Consider the following 17978-nt stretch of genomic DNA (forward strand, 5'->3'; position numbering starts at 1 on the left):
AAGGGCCGCCCCGCCGCAAGAGTGTCGTCCCCCTCCCCCGCGAAGCGGGTAGAGAGGCGCCGTGCAACGGGGGGAAGCGGCGTAAGCCGCTCAGGGGGAGCTTCAAGCCAGAAGGAAAGCATACGCACCCGGTGGTGCGCCCGGGCTTCAAACCCGGTCAGGGGCGTCAGCCGCTCCTGGGTAGGTTCGACTCCTGCTGCTTTCCGCCAATCCCCCGACTCTGATTCCAGCCAGGTTACGGCTATTGCAAGGGCACGACGATGGCCACGCGGCGGTTCTCCGCCGCATCGCTGGGCACCACGGGCATGGCGCGGCCCAGGCCCTTGACCTCGATATCCTGGCGCGCCAGGCCAGCTTCGGCCAGCACATCGGCCACCGCCTCTGCGCGGCGCAGCGACAGGCGCATGTTGTAGGCATCGCTGCCGCGATCGTCCGTATGGCCTTCCACGCGCAGCCGCTCGATGCCCACGCCCTTGAGGGCACGGCCCAGCTCCAGCACCTTGGTGCGCGCCTGGGCGCCGACTTCGGCCGAATCAAAGCCGAACAGCAGCTTGCCCGACATCTGCAGCTCCCAGCCCTGGTCTGCCTGCGCAAAACCCTGGCTGCGCAGCAACTGCTGCTGTTCTTCGGTCAGCCCCGGCGCCTTGGCCGGCGCCTGCGGCACCGTCTGGCAACCGACCAGCGCAAGGGCCAGCACTGCGGCCGCACCTGCGCCGCACATCCGGATCCAGCTCCGTCGTTTCAACATGTCATCCTCCTGTGATTCGTTCGGCCTGGCGCATGGCCTTGGCCTGGTACATGGCCTGGTCTGCATGGCGCATCAGCGTCTCCATGCTCTGGCCATGCTTGGGAAAAAGGGCGACGCCCGCGCTGACCGAAGGCTGCAGCACCACGCCGTCGCCAACGACCAGGGGCTCGCGCATGGCGGCCTCTATCTTGTCCTGCACCATCTGCGCATCGCCACCGCCGCCGATGGGATAGAGCAGGATGGCGAATTCGTCGCCACCCAGGCGGGCGACCAGATCGGTCTCGCGCACCTGCGAGCGCAGCCGGGCACCCACCGCCTTGAGCAGCACATCGCCCACGGCATGGCCGTAGGCATCGTTGACCTGCTTGAAGCGGTCGTTGTCCAGAAACAGCACGGCCAGCTTCTGCCCGCTCTCCGCTGCACTGTCCAGCGCCTGCTGCAGTCGCTGCTCGAAATGCAGGCGGTTGGCCAGCCCGGTGAGGCTGTCACGTGAAGCCTGTCGCTCCAGGGCCGAATTTTGCTGCTGCAGCCGCTCATGGCGCGTCTGCAGCTCGGCCAGCAGTGCGTTGAAGTTGTCGCCCAACTCGCGCAGCTCGGCAATGCGCGCCAGCGGCACGCGCTGGTCCATGGATCGGTCATGGCGCACGGCCCGGGCCACGCGCGCCAGCTGCTGCAGCGGCTCGGCAATGTCGCGCAGCATGCGGCGCGACTGGCGCAGGCCCACATAGCCGCTGACACCCACGCACAGCACCAGCACGATGAAACCTGCGCCCAGGAAGCGGACCAGGCCCACGCCATCGCTGGCCAGCTGCACACTGCCGACCAGCCTGCCGTCCTGGCGCACATCGGCCTCGGCGCGCGGCAGGCCAATGCCCACGGCCAGCAGCTCCCCGATGCTGGACAGCGCCGAGCCACCATGGCCCGACCACCGCACGAACGGGCGGCCCTCGGCATCGAAGACCTCGGCATGGGCCACGCCTTCTCCGCGCAGCAGCTGGTCCAGCACGCGGGCGGCCTCGTCACGGTCACCGAAGACCAGCGATGCCTCGACCGTATAGGCCAGCGAACGGGCCACCAGATGCAGGTTGTTGGACAGGTACAGGCGCAGGGTGGCCACGCCGACGATGAGCAGCAGCGCCCCCGCCAGCGCGATGGCCACCGCCGCCATGCGCAGGTGCGCGCGGCGGATCACGTTGCGCAGGGAGGCATTGCCGGACAGGGACAACTTCATGGCAAGGTCCTGTGGCGCGCCAGTTGCAGCACCTTGGGATTGACACGCAGGCCGCTGCGGGCCACGGAGTCGAGGCTGACCTCGAAGCCCGCGCCTTCGCCACGGCGGCGCAGGCAGAACATGGCGCCGATGCGGCACAGCTCGCCCCGCTCGCTGATGGTCAGCAGCGGCCGCCCGGCCAGCTGCTCCATGAGCTTGCGCCACGCAGCCTCATCGAGCTGGCCGGCATAAATGCCCTCGCATTCGACCAGGGCGCGCGCATCGACGGGCACCACGCGCCGCACTTCCAGCCGCTGGCTGCCCACGGTCTGCGGGGCGCCATTGAGCAGGTCGTCGGCATATTCGGTGGAGCCCACCACGCACAGCCGCAGCACGGGGCTTTCCGTGGGCCAGCGCGTGTAGCCCAGGATGCCTACGACGGTGCGGGTCACCCCCAGCTCATGCTCATCGGCCGCCGGCTCCGCATGTGCCTGCCCCACCAGCCCGGCCTGCAAGGCCAGCAAGCCCACGACCAGCCAGGCCCGGGCAGACAGGCCTTTGATCCTGCAATCCATGCCCCACCTGCGGTGTGTGTGATGTATGCGATGTGTGCGAGCTGCCAACCAAGGCTCCTTGAACGGAATATCCATGCATTGCGCCACGCTGGCGCACTGAAGCATTTTTTCACATATCGACCCCATCGCGCCGCCCGGCCTGTCACGCCGGGGCGCCCGTGATGGGCCAATGCGGCAACACATCAAAGCGCAGAGGCAGGCAGACGGTAGTGATAGCCGTAGAGCGCCTGAAAGCCCAGGCTTTCATACAGCCCGCGCGCCACCATGTTGGGCGCACGCACCTGCAGTTCGGCCCATTGCGCTCCCTGCGTCTGCCCCCAGTGCATCAGGCCATGCACCAGCGCCCGGCCCAGTCCCTGGCCGCGCAGCGCAGGCGTGATGACGATGTCATACAGGCCCACGCAGCCGCGCTCCACGACGGCCAGGCCAAACCCGGCCACCTCGCCGCCCGCTCCACCGCCCACTTGCAGCGAAGCAAATGCGGCGGGCCAGGCAATGGACTGCAGCATATGGTGGTGCGCCTGCCTGTGCTGCTCCGGCACGGCGCCTGCCTCGGCAAAGCCCTGCAGCCAGACCGTGCCAGGCTGGGCTTGAATGGCAAGGGTCCAGCCCTGGTCGTTCGCTGGCGGCGCCATGTCCGTCAATGCGGCACGCATCACCAGGGAAGGGTCGGCCAGCAGGTAACCGGCCTGCGCCAGCTGCGCATCCGCCTCGGGACTTGCCAGGGGCGAGAGGCGAAAGATGGCAGGCAGGCCCTGGCGCTCGTAGAAGGCCTCGATCTGCGGCAGCAAGGCGCCAAGACGGGCGCCGGGCTGCTGGGCATTGGCCGAGTTGGCGCGCTTGGTATGGCCCTGCGCGGCGCGCAGCAGCCAGTCGCCGCAGAGCACGGTGCGCTGGGCCGGCCAGGCGTTGAAGCCGCGCTGCTCCACGCCCACCACCGTCTCGGGATCGCATTCCACGGATGCGCGGTCATGAGTGAAAGACTTGGACATGCCCGCTTGTACCATGGCCGCCCGCCGTGCCCGCCCATAATATGGCGCGCCGCCGCGCTGGCGGCAGGCACTCTTTCCCACTACTGCGATCGCCGCCGATCGCCGGATTGCTCCATGACCACAGACACCTCCCAAGCCCCCCGACTCACCTCGCTGTCCCATGGCGGCGGCTGCGGCTGCAAGATCGCGCCGGGCCTGCTGGCGGAGCTGATCGGCAAGAGCGCGCTGCCCAAGCAGTTCTTCCCGGACCTGCTGGTGGGCACGGAGACCGCTGACGACGCCGCCGTCTACCGCATCAACGACGAGCAGGCCATCGTGGCGACCACGGACTTCTTCATGCCCATCGTGGACGACCCGTATGACTTCGGCCGCATCGCCGCGACGAATGCGCTGTCCGACATCTACGCCATGGGCGGCCAGCCCCTGATGGCCCTGGCCATCGTGGGCATGCCCATCAATGTGCTGCCGCACGACACCATTGCCAAGATCCTGGAAGGCGGCGAATCGGTCTGCCGCGATGCCGGCATTCCGCTGGCCGGGGGCCACTCCATCGACTCGGTCGAGCCCATCTACGGCCTGGTCGGCATCGGCATCGTCAACCCCCGCCAGATGAAGCGCAATGCCGACGCCAGGGCCGGCGACGTGCTGATCCTGGGCAAGCCGCTGGGCGTGGGCATTCTGTCGGCCGCACTCAAGAAGAACCTGCTGGACGAGGCCGGCTACCGCGCCATGGTGGAAGCAACCACCCTGCTCAACCGCCCCGGCACGGCGCTGGGCAAGATGGACGGCGTGCACGCGCTGACCGATGTGACGGGCTTCGGCCTGCTGGGCCACGGCCTGGAACTGGCACGCGGCGCGGGCCTGACGGCACGCATCGACAGCCGCAGCCTGCCCGTGCTGCCCACGGTGCAGGGCTTTGCCGAGCAGGGCGTCATCACGGGCGCCTCCGGCCGCAACTGGGCCTCTTATGGCGCGCAGATTGCGCTGGGCGCCGGCATCACCGATGCGCAGCGCGCGCTGCTGACCGATCCGCAGACCTCGGGCGGCCTGCTCGTGTCCTGCACGCCGGATGTTGCCGATCAGGTGCTTGCGCTGTTTGCCGAGCAGGGCTTTGGCAGTGCCGCCATCGTCGGCCGCATGGAGGCGGGCGAGCCGCGCGTCATCGTGGACTGACGGCCAGCGCATTCCAAAAGCAACGGGGGCCTCGGCCCCCGTTGCTTTTTGCACTCCCGGCGAGCCGCCAGCGAACCGGCGGCCCGTCACCGGGTCACAGGTTGCTTCACTCGCTCACGGTCTGCGTCTTGTAGGCCGGGCTGGCCTGGATGGCGCTGTCGGTGAACGGCAGCTTGAGCCATTGGCGGGCGCCGTAGGCCTTGGTGTAGTCCACGTAGTGGGCCGAGGCCGGGTCGTCCGACAGCGAGAAGGTCAGGAAGGTATGCGCCTCCACACCGGCCGACGGGAAGCTCACCACCTGCATGTAGCTGTTGCCGTGCGGCTGCCCGTCCATGCTGTAGCCGCCCTGCTCTATCTTGTTTTCCGAGCAGGTGATGGTGAAGTAGCCCACCTCGCCGCAGCCGCCATACAGCGCGATCTTCTCGCCGCCGCGCTGCGAGAACAGCACGGTGCCGCGCGCCGCATCCATGGCAAAGCCGCTGGCCTGCACGGCCTTCACGCCTTCTGCAAATGCCTTTTGCAGCGCCGCCTTGGCAGTGGGCTTGATGCCACGCGGCGTGTTGACGGGGTCGGCCGCATCGAAGGGCACGGCATACAGGTCGGCCGATTTGATCTGGCTGGCCACGCGCTTCCAGAACTCATCCCAGACATGGGAGCCCCTGGATGCCGCCGTGCCCGTGCCGTCCCAGGCCTGCAGCGCCGTGCAGGCAGCCGATACGTCCACCGTTTCACCCGCCGAGGACACGGGGCCTGGACAGACCTGGGCCAATGCCTCGTCCTTGAAGCGCGCGCTGTAGACACGGCTGTCCAGCACCATCTGGCGAACGATGTCGCTGGTGGCCAGCTTGCCCGGATAGCCGTCCGTGCCCGCCAGCCGCTGCAGCGCCATGGTGTGGCCCAAGCGCGTGCGCAGGCTCTGGGCCGACGAAGTGGAGCCGAAGATGGCCGGATAGCCGGTCAGCGGCGCCGAGGCATTGGACAGCCAGTAGCTGTCGTTCATGTTGCCCACGTAGTCGCTGCGCAGCAAATTGGGCATACGTGCGGGGCCGATGGCGCCCGCCTGCACCGAATCCGCATCCGAACTCCAGTCGCACTGGCTGCTGCCGCCGGCCAGCACCGGCACCTGGGGCAGCGCCGCGTTGATGGCGGCCGAGGCCGGCGTGGCACAGGCCTGCAGCTGCGCGGGCGGCACGTTGGGCACGGCGCCTATGTCGGCATACCAGACCTGGGCGTTGCCGCGCCCTGCGGCCACGGTGTTGACCCAGGGAATGGCCGACTCCTCCTTCTGGATGCGGATGAACTCGTCCAGCGACTTGGCCTGGTTCCAGCGCAGCCAGTTGCGGAAGGTGCGGTAGTTGTAGGCGTTGATGTCGCGGATGGCGAACACGCTCTGCGTGGTCCAGCCCAGCGCCGGGTCCATGGCGCCCAGGTTGACCACCGGGCCGTGCACGGTCTTGTACAGCGTGCGCGTGACCTGGTCCTGCCCGCCGGAGGCATTGCGCACGCTCACGGTGATCTTGCTGGCCTGCATGGCCTCGGTCTTGCCGTCGCGCACATAGCGGGTCGGGTCATTGGGCGCCAGCTGGTACATGAACAGGCCGAAGCGCCGCGCCGTGGACACGGTGTGGCTCCAGGCCACGTCGTTGTTGAAGCCGATCAGCACCATCGGGATGCCCAGAAAGCTTGCGCCACTGACATCGATCTCGCCCGGAATCGTGAGCTGCGATTGATAGAAGCGGTCCGGCCCCTTCCAGTACCAGTGCGGATTGCCGAACAGCACGCTGCTGCCGCCGCCCGTGGCCTGCTGGCCAAAGCCGTACATGTTGCTGCCGATGCCCGTGGTGCCGCCCACCTGCAATGATGGCGCCACCACCTGCCCCGGCTTGAGCGCGGCCAGCTGTGTCGCGGCCGGCCGGGCCTTCGCCGGCCTGGCCGAGGCCGTTGCTGCCGCAGCCGCTGCAGGCGGCACGGCATTGGCGATCTGGGCCACGAAGTTGCTGTAGCCACCGGCCAGATTGGCCGTGTACATGCGCCGCCAGATGTCCTGCGCGGTGATGGCCTGCACCCAAGGCTGGCCCGCGCAGGCCGCATTGGTCTTGGCCCCGGCCGGGGTCTCGCGCACCACGCGGTTGTAGCCGGCCACGAAGCCATCGACCAGTTGCTTGAGCTTGTCCGGCTGGGCCTGGATCATGGCGGCCACGGCGTCATCGGAGACGACATGGCGGAAGAAGAAGTCCGAGTCGAGATTGCGCGGCCGGTCGATGGTGCTGTCGTAGACGGCCTGGGCATCGCCGCCAAGGTAGCGCGAGCGCTCCCCACGGTACGTCAGGAAGGAGTCGGCCATGGTGCACAGGTTGTCCTGCGCCTGGGCATAGCCGGCGCCATAGCCCAGGCCCGTCCAGTCCTTGGCCTTGATGTGCGGAATGCCCATTTCCGTGCGGCGGATCTCCGCGCTGTACTTGCTGCTGGAGCCGTCGCCCGAACCGCCGCAGGCCGCCAAGGCGGCCAGGCAAATCAATGACAGGGGCTTCCATCCACTGCGAACCGCTGGGTACATGCTTTGTCTCCTGGTGTTATGCGTACACAAAGAAAGGCCCCTGTTGGTACGGGGGCCCACAACAGCATAGGAGGGCCGCAAGGGACTGCCTACCCGGCAGTTTCACTAGCAGATGTCAGAGACCCGACAGTGGTTGCAAGGGCTGCAGCGCGCTCGTCAAGCAGCGGATTCGCCCGGCTGGCTCAGGGCCGCCGTCGTGCGCCGGTCGATCTTGCGGCTGAGCACCACCGAGGTGTAGGTCTGCTGAATGCCGTCGATCAGGCCGATGCGGTCCAGCAGCGCATCGAGCTTTTCATTGCTCTCGCAGCGCACGAACACCATGTAGTCGTACTGGCCGCTGACGGCAGAGACCTCCTCGACCTCGGTGAAGCGGTTGAGCGCCTGCATGACCAGCGTGGCCGTCTTGGGCTGCACGCGGATGCCGCAATACGCCCGCACGGCAGACTGCTCCACGCGTGCGCCCAGGCGCACGCCGTAGCCGGCGATCACGCCCTCTTGCTCCAGCCTGGCAATGCGCGCCACCACCGTGGTGCGCGCCAGATTCATCTGCCGAGCCAGATGTGCGGTGGAAGCACGTGCATTGGTCTGCAGCAGACGCAGCAGCTGGCGGTCGGTTTCATCAAGACGGTATTCCATGCGGTTCCCTGGATTTCAACGGCAAGCACCCATGGAGGCTGCCCGGATGTGGTTCAACATTTCGGCAGAGATCTCCCCCAATCCGGCGATTTTATGCGTTGTGCATCGTCGTTCTATCGATAGGAGCTGCACTTTTCCTGGTGCCGCGGTGGCTGGAATGCCTCTCCAACCGTCGCCGAACGGCAGCCGCCCCAACTGGCACCACCAGCTCTTGGGATATTCATCAGAAACAAAAGTAACTAATTACAAATTCCTGGCGCGACAGAAAACAGGGACCATGCAGGGACCTGACTACGGAACCGCATGAATCCTTAGCATGCATCCCATCTTTCCTTCACAAAAGCTGCTCCAGGCGCACCGCTGACACTTGCGGCAGTGCTGATCGGGCTTACCGGCGCCTGCGAAACGCTTTCAAAGCGTGCTGTATGCAAGATGGATCAGTACTTGCAAATACATGCATTTCCGCTAGATTGGCCCCGCAGGCGTAAATTTTGTGTACTCAAGTTACCCCGCGCGTCTTGTTTTATCTGCCCCGAGGAGGATTTCCTGTTCCCGCTGCCCGCCGGGCCGCTCGTTCACCACCATGACAAGGGCATGGCCGCCATGCCCGACGAACGCGCGCAGAGTCCGGTGCCTCCATTCGGTCTCCACAGGGGAGACATATGTCACATCGCGCCGCATCCGGAGATCCGTGGAGCCTTCCACAAGCTGCAACGCCCTGGCGGGACAGCTTTGTGCTGGGCGGGGTGCTGTTCCTGTGCTCGGCCGTGGCGCTGGGCCTGCGCTCTCCGGAGCATCTGTCGTCCCTGTGGCTGTCCAACGCCCTGCTCCTGGGCTGGATGCTTCGCAGCCCTGCCTACAGCCATAGACACGGCTGGACGGCTGCCGCCATTGCCATGGCGCTGGCCGAATGGCTTTCTGGCAGTCCGCTGGACCAGACCCTGTGGCTGACCTTTGCCGACCTGGCCGCCGTGGCCTGCGGCTGGGTGATGATGCGGCGCCTGCCGCAGCGGGTGCAGCAGATGCGCTCTCCTTCCTCGGTGCTGCATCTGGTGATGTGCAGCCTGCTGGTGAGCGTGGTCGGAGCCGTGCTGGGCTCGGCGGGCATGCACCATCTCATGCATTGGCCCTGGCAGCCCATGATGGCCATGTGGTTCAGCAGCGAGTTGATGCACATGACCCTGTTGCTGCCTGTGCTGCTGAGCCTTCCGGCAAAGCTGGAGCCGCTGTCCTGGCGCAGCCAGCCATTCAAACAAACGGCGCAGGCCTTGCTGCCGCTGCTTGCCCTGGCGATTTCCGAATCCATTGCCATCTACCTGGGCGGACCAGGCGCGCTGTCGCTCACCATGCCGGCCATGCTGCTGTGCGCCATGCGCTATCGGCTGTTCGTGGTCGCCCTGCTCAACCTGGTCAGCTGTGCCATCAAGCTGGCCACGTTTTCCCATGTGTTGTTCAGCTCGCCCAACACCGAGCTGGAGACCACGTTCTCCTTCCGCCTGGGTCTGGCCATGCTGTCGATCGGACCGCTGGCCGTAGCCTGCACGCTCATGGCTTTCAAGGACATGCTCAGCAAGCTGCGCCATGCAGTGAACCACGATGCGCTGACCGGACTGCTGGCACGCACCAGCTTTCTGGAGCGCGCACAGCGCACGCTGGAGCGCCTGCAGCGCGAGCGCCAGTCAGGCGCCATGCTGATGCTTGACCTGGACCACTTCAAGCACATCAACGACCGCCATGGCCATGCCGCCGGCGACCGGGTGCTGCAGGAAGTCTCGGCCCGCCTGTCGCAGGCGCTGCGCCCGCATGAACTCATAGGCCGCCTGGGCGGCGAGGAGTTTGCGGTGCTGCTGCCCGGTGCCGACTGCGTCACGGCAATCGCCGTGGCCCAGCGGCTGTGCGAGGCCACGCGCGAAATTCGCATCGACATGAACGATGGCGCAGCCATCTGCCCCACGCTGAGCATTGGCATAGGCTGCACGAACATGGCCTACCCACCGCTGGGTTTGAGTGCCTTGCTGCGCATGGCCGATACGGCGCTGTACCAGGCCAAGGCCAGCGGCCGCGACCGCTACTTCGTGGCCGGCGAGCGGCCGGGCGAGGCCGACACACCGGCCTTTGCCTGCGAGCATCCGGGCGGCGCCAAGGCGGCCTGACCGCCCGGCCCGCCTTGGCTTTGCCCGCGCTCAGCGCAGGCGGCGCGCGCCGTTTCCTTCGTCGAGCTTGAAGCCCGCCACGGCCTGCGCCAGCTGCACCGCCTGCTGCTGCAGCGACTGCGCTGCAGCCGTGACCTCTTCCACCAGGGCAGCGTTCTGCTGCGTGACCTGGTCCATCTGGCCGATGGCGCTGCCCACCTCGGCAATGCCACGGCTTTGCTCCTGGCTGGCGTTGCTGATCTCGGCCACCAGCGTGCTGAGCTTGCGCACGCCGTCCACGGCCTGGTCGATGGTGGTGCCCGCATTGCGAACAAGGCGGCTGCCCGTGTCGATCTGGCCCACGGAATCATCGATCAGCGCCTTGATCTCCCTGGCCGCCGTGGCGCTGCGTTGCGCCAGCGTGCGCACCTCGCTGGCGACCACGGCAAAGCCCCGACCCTGCTCGCCGGCGCGCGCCGCTTCCACCGCCGCGTTCAGCGCGAGGATGTTGGTCTGGAAGGCAATGGAATCGATCACGCCGATGATGCTTTCGATCTTGCGGGCCGAGGCCTCGATGCCGCCCATGGTCTGCACCACCTGGCCGACGGCCTCTCCGCCCTGGGTGGCGATCTGCGAGGCGCTGGTGGCCAGCTCGCTGGCCTGGCGGGCATTGGCCGCGTTCTGCTGCACGGTTGCCGTGATCTGCTCCATGGCGGCTGCCGTCTGCTCCAGCGAGCTGGCCTGCTGCTCGGTGCGTGACGACAGGTCCTGGTTGCCACCCGCAATCTCTGCCGACGCCATGCGCACCGATTCCGACGACTCGCGAATGCGCAGCAGCACCGTGGCGATCTTGTCCACGAACTGGTTGAAGGACTGGCCGATCTGCGCCAGCTCATCGCGGCCGGCAGAGGTGAGGCGGCGGGTCAGATCGCCTTCGCCCGAGGCGATGTCCTGCAGCGCATCGCGTGCCACGGCCAGGCGGTTGAGCATGCGGCGCAGCGCCACGGTCAGCAGCACCGCCGCGCCCAGCACGGACAGCACGGTGATGAGGGCGGCCACCTGCAGCAGCGCCCGCACCGAATCCGTGGCCTGTGCGCGGTCGATCACCACGGCCAGCGTCCAGGGCGTGCCCTCGACCTTGGCGGCGTAGAGCATCTGCGGCTCGCCATCGAGCACCAGATCGGCGCGGCCGCCCTGCTCGGCCAGGCGCTTGATCAGCGCGGCATCGAGTTCAGGGGCAATCGCGGAAGCGGGCTTGAGCGCCAGCTCGGGCTTGGCGTAGGCCAGCAGGCGGCCTTCGCCATCAATCAGAAAGGCAAAGCTTTTTTCCTGGGGACGGATGGCGGCCACTTTCCTGGACATGGCGGCCAACCGCACATCAGTGCCGACAACGGCCGTGATGGCGCCCGAGCTGCCGACCGGATCGACAAAGCTGATGGTCAGCTCGCCGGTGCTGGCATCGACATAGGCTGGCGTCACGCCCGGCCGGCCTTCGCGCACGGCCTGCTTGAACCAGTCGCGCTGGGTTCCGTCGTAGTTCTCCGGCATGGGATGGGTGAACACGGCGCGCTTGTCGGCATGGACGAAATAGGCGTCATCGAAGCCGCCAGCCTGCTGGCCGGCCAGCAGGAAGGGGATGGGGTCCGGCTGGTCCACCGCCTTCTTCAATGAGCCGGTGATGCGCTGCTTGTCCTGAACCCAGTCGGTCAGTGTGGATGCATGGGCCCGCGTGAGCTGGCCGATGTTTTCGTCGATATCGGACAGCGTGCTGCTGCGCGCCGTCCAGAAGGTGGCCATGGACAGCGCGAACAGTGCGGCCACGGTGATTGCTACGCAGATGAGGATCAGGCGGGCACGAAGTGTTTGAAACATGATGCGTAGTGAAGGCAAAACGAGGGCTGTGAATGCCCACCGAGCCTATCCGAGACGCATCGGCCGCCAGAGCTCGAAGAGTGCGTACTTGCCCTTGTAATTGCCTGCTTCTTGCGTGCGAAGAAGCCCGCTGGCTAGCCCCTTCGTGCAGGCACTGCATTGCTGGCAGCGCCGCCCAAGCCGCAGTCGTCAGCCTTTTGCAAGAACCAGTCACAAGCTTGAAGGATGCGTGCTATAGTGTCAATTTGTAACACAGACACTTGCCGCCCTGGCTGCGGGATTTTTCTGTCGCAAACGCCAGAGCCTTGATTCCAGGACCCTGCCGTTTGCGCCGCGCACCCTGTGTTTTTCCCTCCCTCATATTTTTGGGGTGCACCACGCGGCCTTTTCTTCCCTTGCATGGACTGCCATTGATCGAGAGTGGCTTCCCATCGGGGGCCGGCAGGGAGCCGGGCAAGAAAGTGTTTCACCTTGATACAAAAATGCCGATAAGAAGGCAGATCTGTCATTCAAGGGAAGAGAAACATGAAGCGATGCATCATCAAAGTGGCCGGCGCCTGCTACACAGCCCTGTTCCCCAGCACCTGCGCCGCTGTGGCAGACGCGATGGCACGGTTTCCATACGCTACAAAAATCAGCGTCCGACTCGCCTAGACTCGGGCAAGATGGGAATCCGTTCTCAGACAGGTTCCAGGCAATACGCCTGTCGTCGTCCGGGTGTTGCGCGGCAGTGTAGGCTCACTTTGCCAAAAGTCTCCTAAGATTCCTTTATATTGGCAGATCAACATCCATTGATATACATGACTACCGACTACAAGACACTGCTGCAGCAGAAAGCCCATCTCGAAGCCCAGATCGCCGAAGTGCTCAAGACCGAGAAGTCCGGAGCCATTGCCCAGGTGCGCACCATCATCGACCAATACGGATTGACCGAGGCCGACGTCTTCCCTTCGTCCAAAGCCAAGGCTGGTGGCGGTTTCCGCGTGGTCGGCGTCCCCAAGTACCGCGACCCGGCCACGGGCGCGACCTGGACCGGCCGCGGCAAGCAGCCCCGCTGGATCGAAGGCAAGGACCGCACTCCCTTCGCCATATGAGGTCCGGCGCAACCCGCCCCCTGGCAGCCACCAAGCTGCGACAGAGCCCGCCAAGTGCGGGCTTTTTGCTGCCAGAAGCAACGGGTTAACCCTATTGCTCAGAAGTTACAAATTCTTCAATGTAGTGCAGATGCGTGAACCGATGGGTGCCGGCATGTTTCGGTACCCAAGCAATCACAACAAGGGAAACAGCAGGTATCACACAGGGAACTGTCCTACAGCCCTGCTCTCCAAAATCATGTTGGCCACGCCTTTGCAGCAAGCGCAAGCCATGTGGATGCAACCACGCAGCGGCAAAGTCCAGGCGGCCACTGAATCGATCGGCAGCCACCACGAACCATTTTCCAGCCGGGCCAGGGAGACTATCTCCTCCCTCCCCTCTCACTGACTTACCCTGGCAGGCCCGCAAGGGCACCGGCTTTTCTCTTCAAGGACCGCCCTCGGGCGGTCCTTTTTTCTGCGTGTGTTACTGCGCATTGGTGCTGGTCAACGCAAGGCTGGCACGGCATGGCCCACCTTGAACACGGCCACCATGCCCGACAGGCGCTGCGCCTGGTCGCTGAGGGCGGCGGCCGCCGCTGCGGACTCCTCCACGAGAGCCGCATTTTGCTGCGTCATCTGGTCCAGCTGGCTGACTGCCTGGTTGACCTGGCCAATGCCGTCGCGCTGCTCGGTGGAAGATGCCGTGATCTCGCCGATCATGTCCGAGACCTTGCGCACGCTGCCCACGATATCGTCCATCACCTGGCCGGCCTGGGCCACCTGGGCCGAGCCTTCCTGCGCGGCATCGACCGAGGTGCTGATCAGCACCTTGATCTCCTTGGCGGCCTCGGCGCTGCGATGGGCCAGGGCCCGCACTTCACCGGCCACCACGGCAAAGCCGCGGCCCTGCTCGCCTGCGCGGGCCGCTTCCACGGCAGCGTTCAGCGCCAGGATGTTGGTCTGGAAGGCAATGGAGTCGATGACACCGATGATGTCGGAGATGCGGCGCGCGCTGTCGCCGATGCGATCCATGCTGGCCACCACATGGCCCACCACGGCGCCGCCGCGCTCGGCAGCCTGGGCGGCGCTGCCGGCCAGATGATTGGCCTGGCGCGCGGTGTCGGCCGCCTGGCCCACGGTGGCGGTCAGTTGCTCCATGCTGGCGGCCGTTTCCTCCAGATTGGACGCCGTCTGCTCAGTGCGCGAAGACAGGTTGTGGTTGCCCGCGGCAATCTCGGTGGATGCGGTGGAGATGGAGTGCACGCTGTCACGCACCTCCGTCACCAGGCCGCGCAGCCGCGCAGCCATGCCCGAGACCGAGCGCAGCAGGTGGCCGAACTCGTCCTTGCGACTGTCATCGGCCGACACCGTGAGGTCGCCCTGGGCGATGGCGTCCGTCAGCTGCACGGCGCGTTCCAGGGGGCGGGTGATGGCCCGCGTCAGCGCCAAGGCCAGGGCCAGGCCCGCCAGAAGGACCACGCCCTGGACGATCCAGGCCAGCACGCTGGCCTGCTGCCGGGCGGCCTGGGCCTGCTCGCGGGCTGCATCGCGCTGGCTGCGCTGCAGTTGCACGAAGACTTCCAGCGAGTCCACGTAGCGGCCAATGGCGCCCAGGTACTGCTGCTGGACGAACTCGCGGAATGCCGCTGCATCGCCGGTCAACTTGATCTCGCGCGCCCGCTTGTTCAGTGCCAGCACCTCGGTGCGGATGGCGGCAATGCGCTCCAGCGCCGCCTTGTCGGCCTCGCTGGCGCCCTTGACGATCTCGGCCTGCAGCTTGGTGATCAGTGCCGAGCCTTCCTTGACCCGGCCGTCTAGCAGGCGGGTCAGTTCCTCATCGGTGGAGGCATTGCTGGCCAGAACCCGCTCGCCCGTGGTCTCCGTTGCGCCCTTCCATTGAATGGCCAGGCTGATGCGACTCTCGTACTCGGACAGCGTCTGCATGCCGTGGTCCATGGCGCGAGCCGCCGCAAACTGTGCCCAAAGCGATACCGCAAGCATCATCGCCAGCAAGCCGCCCAGCGTGCCCCAAAGCTTGGCGGACACGCTCCATTGATCAAATTTCATTCGTAGCACTCTCGTCGGAAAAACCGAATACAGGAAAGGTGAAACAACAGGCCGCGCACATCAGCGGCGACCGTTTTCCGGCGCAACGCCTTGCCATATCGGCATAGGCCACCAATCCGGAAAAGATGACCTGCTTTTTCGTCACAAATGCCCGGGACTTGAGGCCGCCGCACGGGTAGGCCCGATATTGCCAGCCGTGCACAACGCAGAACATGCGCCCATGCGGCCGCAAGCGCCGTGGCAACGGATGCAAAATGGACCGGCGCTTCGGAATGCAGCACCATTCAATGCCGCAATCGCGAAGCTGTCGCCACCCGCACCTGCAAGTGCATAACACGCTGTGGATGTGTCACTCGATACCGATCGCCTCTATGTATTGATTGCGCCGCTGAGCATTTTGCTGCTCAGTTGCACGCTGGCCGTGTGCTGGCTGGTGCAGCGGCGCCAGCGCTACCTGCTGTGGATTGCGGGCGGATACGCCCTGGTTTCTCTGGCGCTGGCCTGGCAAAGCCTTGCACCCCGGGAAGAACTGCACCACTGGGCCGTGTTCACGGGCGCTATGTATCTGTTCGGCACCTGGTGCTTCGCGCGCTGCATGGCGGGGCGCTATGGCGTCTCGGCCCATCCCTTGCTGGGGCTGCTCATAGGCGCCGTCGTCCTGGCTGCGCTGTACTACTACAGCCGGGTCCAGGTCGATCTGTGGGTGCGCGTGCACTGGCTCAACACCGGCCTGGGCCTGCTGCAGATGCTGCCGGCGCCCGCCATGCTGCGGCGCCGGCCGCCTCAGGATTGGCTGGAGAGAATGCTCTACTGGTCCTACGTGGTGTTTGCCGGCTACACCGCTGCCCGGCCGCTGCTGGTGCTGGCCCTGGGCAGCACCGATCTCAATGAGATTGCACGCTCCACCTACTGGCTGGTGACCCTGGTCAGCACGCTGTCGTTTGCGCTGCTGTTCACCCTCATGCTGCTGGCCTGCACGGTGCGCGATGTCTTCACCGCGCTGCGCGAGGAGCGCAACCACGACTCGCTGACCAACCTGCTCAACCGCCGCGCCTTCCAGGAGGCTGCCGAGCTGCGCCTGGCCGATCCGCACATGGCCCCGATCTCCGTGCTGATAGGCGACATAGACCACTTCAAGCGCATCAATGACAGCTGGGGACATGACAGCGGAGACCGTGTATTGCAGGCCGTGGCCCAGACCCTGCAGCAACACGTGCGCAACGACGATCTGGTGTCACGCTTTGGCGGCGAGGAATTCGTGCTGCTGCTGATGCGCACCACGCCCCAGGAGGCCGAGCGCGTGGCCCAGCGCATACGCGCCCAGCTCAGCGCGGATGGCTATGTGCTGGCGGCCGGCCAGCGGGTGACCATCAGCTTCGGCATCGCACCCGTGGCCGCCAACACCGCCTTGACCGATGCGCTGACGCGCGCCGACGGCCTGCTGTATGCCGCCAAGCAGGCGGGCCGCGACCGCGTGCATGTGGCCACGGACCCTGGCCGCAGGGTGCCGCAGGCCGTCTGAAACAGGAAGCGCGGAGCGCCTTGTTCCCACGCCCATTCATCGAAATCCGTGGAAAAGAAAAAGCCCGCCAGGGTGTGGCGGGCTTGTTCGCAAAGGCAGGGTGAATGCCTTATTTTTTCGCGTCCTTCAAGACTTCCTTCACATCACCCAGCTTCTTCTGGGCCGTGCCTTCGACCTGCTTGGCAATGCCCTTGGCCTGTTGCTCGGGGCTGTCGATCAACTCGCCAGCCTTTTGCTGCACCTTGCCTGCGGCATCCTTGAGCGTGCCCTTGATCTGATCCGTGTTCATAGTTGCGTCCTTTGCTGCAAGAGCCTTCAAAAAGGGATAGTTGTTTAACACCCAACGCAACGATACGCGTGGCAAACCGGGGCGCGCGACAGCGCGCTGCAACGATACGCGTGGTCTGAGGCCTACAGCCTCAGGTCTTCTTGCTGGGGCGACGGGCCTGCATGCCATCCCCCGTGGCCTTGGACAAAGACGCGGCCTCACCCGCTTCGGAGCGCAGGCGCTTGAGGGCTTCGGTCACCACGGCCTCCTTGTGCGCCTCGAACAGGCCTGCAGCGGCGTCCTTGTGTTCTTGCAGCAAGCGGCACAGGCGCGCGATTTCCTTTTTCAACTCCGCCACATCCAGGTCCGGGCCAGCCTGGGCCGTGTCGCCGGCTTCATCCAATTCGAAGCTGCGCCGTATGCGGGCAACGATTTCGGCATTCATGGAACGGTGGCCTGCCTTTGCCACTTCCGAGATGCGATCGCGCATTCCATCCGGGAAACGGACGATGAAGCGCTCCTGGGTTTCGCTGGGAAAGGGTTTTCGTTGCATTGGGCGATGGTACCTGTCAGATGCAAATTCAGATTCATGCCTAGTTGACATGATTCCAAGTTGGCATAACATTTGAATCGGCCCGACCGAGGACCGGGCAAACCAGACCCCATGCCATGCACACGCCGATGCCCGTGCGTACGAGCACTGAACCCCAGACCTATTGCGCAAGAACAGAACCATGCCGGACACAGACATGCACGCCTGCGCGCGCCTTGCGCAGGCCCTCGCCAGAGCGCCCGATCCGGAGAGCCTGGCGACCGATGCGCTATGCCACATCAGCGCGGCGCTGAGCGTGCTGGAAATGCATGTGGAAAGATCCAACCGCGCCATGGTGGTCGGTGTCCACGACCTGCTGCGCAGCTACCACCTCAAGGCAGACCGTGCCGCTGCAGAGCAGCCGGTCGAGGCGCTGGCCAGCAGCGTGCTGCCGCAGATGTCGACCGACCTTCAAGGCCTGCTGGAAATCATTGACCGCGTGAACGACGACGAGATGGACGACCCCATCCTCTATGCCGTGAGCTACCTGCTCAGGGCGGCCAAGAGATTCTCGGATGCGGCGCCGCAGGCATAGCGGCCTGCGCATCGCCGCCTGGC

The 17978-nt window shown here is 65.6% G+C and carries 15 protein-coding genes and 1 tRNA gene; 6 read left to right on the forward strand and 10 right to left on the reverse strand.

All coding sequences use genetic code 11. The annotated features are described in order from the left end of the window. Positions 1-113 precede the first annotated feature (113 nt). A tRNA-Sec gene (locus IB269_RS16920) sits at positions 114-209 on the forward strand. Between the two features lie 32 nt (positions 210-241). Here the strand turns inward: IB269_RS16920 and IB269_RS16925 are convergent. The 4 genes from IB269_RS16925 to IB269_RS16940 form a co-directional block, all read right to left on the reverse strand. Continuing rightward, positions 242-748 (reverse strand): OmpA family protein, encoded by a 507-nt coding sequence (locus IB269_RS16925; protein ID WP_013802666.1) that lies wholly within the window; start codon positions 746-748, stop codon positions 242-244. A 1-nt stretch (position 749) separates the two neighbouring features. Then, positions 750-1979, reverse strand: coding sequence for a sensor domain-containing diguanylate cyclase (locus IB269_RS16930; protein ID WP_013802667.1), 1230 nt, complete (start codon positions 1977-1979; stop codon positions 750-752). Then, positions 1976-2533, reverse strand: a complete 558-nt coding sequence (locus IB269_RS16935) for a YfiR family protein (RefSeq protein ID WP_013802668.1) — start codon at positions 2531-2533, stop codon at positions 1976-1978. Before IB269_RS16935 ends, IB269_RS16930 begins: the two co-directional genes overlap by 4 nt. Positions 2534-2715: 182 nt before the next feature. Further along, the gene (locus IB269_RS16940) at positions 2716-3540 is read right to left on the reverse strand and encodes a GNAT family N-acetyltransferase (RefSeq protein WP_192367761.1); all 825 of its coding nucleotides are present in this window, start codon (positions 3538-3540) and stop codon (positions 2716-2718) included. Positions 3541-3639: 99 nt separating this feature from the next. Between IB269_RS16940 and selD the strand changes: the two genes are divergently transcribed. Next, positions 3640-4698: a selenide, water dikinase SelD gene (gene selD / locus IB269_RS16945; RefSeq protein WP_088164922.1), complete on the forward strand. Its 1059-nt coding sequence runs from the start codon at positions 3640-3642 to the stop codon at positions 4696-4698. Positions 4699-4804: 106 nt separating this feature from the next. Here selD and IB269_RS16950 read toward each other — a convergent pair whose 3' ends face one another. Together IB269_RS16950 and IB269_RS16955 are read right to left on the reverse strand one after the other, a co-directional pair. After that, a complete protein-coding gene (locus tag IB269_RS16950) occupies positions 4805-7255 on the reverse strand; it encodes a penicillin acylase family protein (RefSeq protein WP_192367762.1) in 2451 nt (816 codons plus the stop codon). Positions 7256-7411: 156 nt separating this feature from the next. Continuing rightward, positions 7412-7891 carry an Lrp/AsnC family transcriptional regulator gene (locus IB269_RS16955; RefSeq protein WP_012205315.1) on the reverse strand — a complete coding sequence of 160 codons (480 nt, stop codon included), beginning with the start codon at positions 7889-7891 and terminating at the stop codon, positions 7412-7414. Positions 7892-8553: 662 nt separating this feature from the next. Between IB269_RS16955 and IB269_RS16960 the strand changes: the two genes are divergently transcribed. Then, positions 8554-10044 carry a sensor domain-containing diguanylate cyclase gene (locus IB269_RS16960; RefSeq protein WP_192367763.1) on the forward strand — a complete coding sequence of 497 codons (1491 nt, stop codon included), beginning with the start codon at positions 8554-8556 and terminating at the stop codon, positions 10042-10044. 30 nt (positions 10045-10074) lie between these two features. On the opposite strand, the gene IB269_RS16965 is transcribed toward IB269_RS16960, so the two are convergent. Beyond that, complete coding sequence (locus tag IB269_RS16965; protein ID WP_013802673.1) at positions 10075-11895, reverse strand: methyl-accepting chemotaxis protein; 1821 nt, start codon at positions 11893-11895, stop codon at positions 10075-10077. A gap of 800 nt (positions 11896-12695) precedes the next feature. On the opposite strand from IB269_RS16965, the gene IB269_RS16970 reads away from it, so the two are divergent. Beyond that, positions 12696-12989, forward strand: coding sequence for an H-NS family nucleoid-associated regulatory protein (locus IB269_RS16970; RefSeq protein WP_012205312.1), 294 nt, complete (start codon positions 12696-12698; stop codon positions 12987-12989). A gap of 486 nt (positions 12990-13475) precedes the next feature. On the opposite strand, the gene IB269_RS16975 is transcribed toward IB269_RS16970, so the two are convergent. After that, entirely contained in the window at positions 13476-15038 is a 1563-nt protein-coding gene (locus IB269_RS16975) for a methyl-accepting chemotaxis protein (protein WP_192367764.1), read from the reverse strand. A gap of 346 nt (positions 15039-15384) precedes the next feature. Here IB269_RS16975 and IB269_RS16980 point away from each other — a divergent pair, with 346 nt between their 5' ends. Then, entirely contained in the window at positions 15385-16560 is a 1176-nt protein-coding gene (locus IB269_RS16980; RefSeq protein ID WP_318652167.1) for a GGDEF domain-containing protein, read from the forward strand. A 109-nt stretch (positions 16561-16669) separates the two neighbouring features. On the opposite strand, the gene IB269_RS16985 is transcribed toward IB269_RS16980, so the two are convergent. Then, positions 16670-16849, reverse strand: a complete 180-nt coding sequence (locus IB269_RS16985) for a CsbD family protein (RefSeq protein WP_012205309.1) — start codon at positions 16847-16849, stop codon at positions 16670-16672. 130 nt (positions 16850-16979) lie between these two features. Continuing rightward, entirely contained in the window at positions 16980-17381 is a 402-nt protein-coding gene (locus IB269_RS16990; protein WP_192367766.1) for an Arc family DNA-binding protein, read from the reverse strand. Between the two features lie 181 nt (positions 17382-17562). Here IB269_RS16990 and IB269_RS16995 point away from each other — a divergent pair, with 181 nt between their 5' ends. Further along, a complete protein-coding gene (locus IB269_RS16995) occupies positions 17563-17955 on the forward strand; it encodes a hypothetical protein (RefSeq protein WP_192367767.1) in 393 nt (130 codons plus the stop codon). Positions 17956-17978: the final 23 nt, after the last annotated feature.

The sequence above is a fragment of the Delftia sp. DLF01 genome (genome assembly GCF_014852125.1).
In the GTDB taxonomy this organism is placed as follows: Bacteria; Pseudomonadota; Gammaproteobacteria; order Burkholderiales; family Burkholderiaceae_C; genus Comamonas; species Comamonas acidovorans.